The sequence below is a fragment of the Coxiella-like endosymbiont genome (assembly GCF_002871095.1).
GTDB lineage: Bacteria > Pseudomonadota > Gammaproteobacteria > Coxiellales > Coxiellaceae > Coxiella.
Map to the genome: position 1 here is coordinate 1 of NZ_NSHJ01000016.1, position 2,265 is coordinate 2,265.

Sequence of the window (2,265 nt, forward strand, 5' to 3'; positions counted from 1 at the left end):
AAATAAACCTTGTTATTAGTATATAAAGATGTACAAAATAAAACTATACGCCAGATATAGTTAATTTTAAAAATAATTGAGATACAAAATAGTGTTTTTTTTGAATCTTAAAGCCATGTAATTCCAGGTCACCTGTGTTAGTAGTAATCTCACAGTAATAAAAAATAATAATTACCTAAATATCAAATAAAATATGAATCATTTCATTTCTAAACCAAGCAATAAAGAAATATTAAATTAAGAACTTACTTGTTAAGTAGTAAATACTTTTAGCTTAATTTGCAAAAAATTTCAGATGGGTAAACTTTCGGAGCTCAGGCGAATTTGGATAATTCATTTTTAATAACCGATAACTAGCATCTGCCATTTTTGGCAGATCTAATGCACGGTAAGCTTGGACCATAATCGCCAATCCTTTTATCACTTCTGGTGAACCTTGAAAATGTTGCACTACGTACGCAGCGCGATTAGCAGCTGCTACATAAGCACAGTGTTTTAAGTAAAATTGGGCAATTATAATTTCGCGTTTAGCCATTAAATTACGAATATATTTCATATGTGTCAACGCATTCGAAACATAAGGGCTTTGGGGGAACGTATCTACAAGTGTAGCAAAAGCTTTATACGATTGTTGCAAAATACTTATATCACGAAACGCAGGATTTACCCCCACTAATTTTTGTACCCAAGATAATCCTAAATAATAAAATCCAAGAATCCCTCGCATATAATAAGCATAATCTACATGACGGCCTCGGGGATATAATCTAATATAACGATCAGCTGCAACAATGGCTGAAACAATATCTTCATTTTTATAATAAGCGTAAATAATATCGAGTTGAGTTTGTTGTGTATAGGAATTAAATGGATAAATGGCATCCAAAGTTTCAAAATTTTTGATAGCTTCTGAATAATTTTTTTTCACCAGAGCTTTTTTACCAGCCCTAAATAATTTGATTAAGCTTGCTCTATGATCCTCTTGATAAGGATTAACGTCTTTTCGTGCACAACTCGTTAAAACACAGAAATAAAGAAAAGTAAAAATAAAAAATAACTTTTTCATAAGTTTTTCTTTTAATGCTAGCAATTATAAAAACGCATTCATTTAATGATAAAAACACTCTAATTATAGAGCAATTCATTCTACAACAAAACCATGATTTTTAGCATTGATCTCACGAAAAAGGATATAAAAAAGTAGGCTAAGCTCAAAGCTTATAGAATCTGATAGTATCTGTCCATGAATTCTAAAAAAATTTCTTTAAAAAGCATCGTTCCGAGTGAATTAGTGGGAGTACGTCTTGACAAAGCTTTAGCTAAATTATTTCCTGATTATTCTCGATCCCAATTACAAAATTGGATTCGAGCTGGGTATGTCCATGTCGATGGCGCTCAAAAAATACTTACACGGGGAAAAGTACAACTCAATCAACTGATTGAAATAACCGCTTACTTTACTGCCAGCGAACAATGGGTTGCCCAAGCACTGCCTTTAAATATCCTATACAAAGATAAAGCATTACTTATTATTAATAAGCCCGCAGGTCTGGTGGTCCATCCTGGGGCCGGTATTCTCAATCACACATTAATCAATGCTCTACTTCATTATGATTCTCAATTAGCTATCCTGCCTCGCGCAGGAATCATTCATCGATTGGATAAAGATACTTCAGGACTCCTTGTAATTGCTCGTAATTTAATGTCCTATCATGCTTTAACTAAAGCCATGAAAGCACGGAAAATTACTCGAGAATATGAAGCTATTGTAAAAGGTATACTTATTTTCAATCGAACCATCAGTGCTCCAATTGGACGTCATTCAATACATCGCACTCGTATGGCTGTTCTTAAGAATGGCCGAGAAGCAATCACTCATTTTCATATTCTTCAACGTTATCGAGCACACACACACATTCGAATTCGGTTGGAAACTGGCCGTACCCATCAAATCCGGGTTCATATGGCCTATATTCATCATCCTATACTCGGAGATCCTGTCTATGGCAGTCATATCGGTATTCCGGCTTTTCTCTCTAACTCACTTAAAACCACTCTAAAAGATTTTCATCGTCAAGCACTTCATGCAAGTACTTTACAGCTATCTCATCCTTTGACCCAGAAAACAATGGAATGGCACGCTCCTCTACCTAAAGATATGCTGAATCTATTAAAATCTTTAGAAGAAGATAATGCCTATGTCATCTAACTTTATTTTTCGGATTGGTCACTACTTCTCATATTAAGAGCTGTACTACTATATCT

2 protein-coding genes are annotated in these 2,265 nt (G+C 34.1%); one reads left to right on the forward strand and one right to left on the reverse strand.

Annotation, left to right across the window (positions count from 1 at the left end):
- Nucleotides 1-274 precede the first annotated feature (274 nt).
- Nucleotides 275-1,066 (reverse strand): outer membrane protein assembly factor BamD, encoded by a 792-nt coding sequence (locus CLERM_RS00155; RefSeq protein ID WP_102156616.1) that lies wholly within the window; start codon nt 1,064-1,066, stop codon nt 275-277.
- Between the two features lie 177 nt (nt 1,067-1,243).
- On the opposite strand from CLERM_RS00155, the gene rluD reads away from it, so the two are divergent.
- Nucleotides 1,244-2,209 carry a 23S rRNA pseudouridine(1911/1915/1917) synthase RluD gene (gene rluD / locus CLERM_RS00160; RefSeq protein ID WP_102156617.1) on the forward strand — a complete coding sequence of 322 codons (966 nt, stop codon included), beginning with the start codon at nt 1,244-1,246 and terminating at the stop codon, nt 2,207-2,209.
- The last annotated feature ends 56 nt before the right edge of the window (nt 2,210-2,265 follow it).

Bases quoted from the DNA above. Each gene is read 5' to 3' on its own strand.
- CLERM_RS00155 (WP_102156616.1), bottom strand. From the start codon at position 1,066: ATGAAAAAGTTATTTTTTATTTTTACTTTTCTTTATTTCTGTGTTTTA.
- rluD (WP_102156617.1), top strand. From the start codon at position 1,244: ATGAATTCTAAAAAAATTTCTTTAAAAAGCATCGTTCCGAGTGAATTA.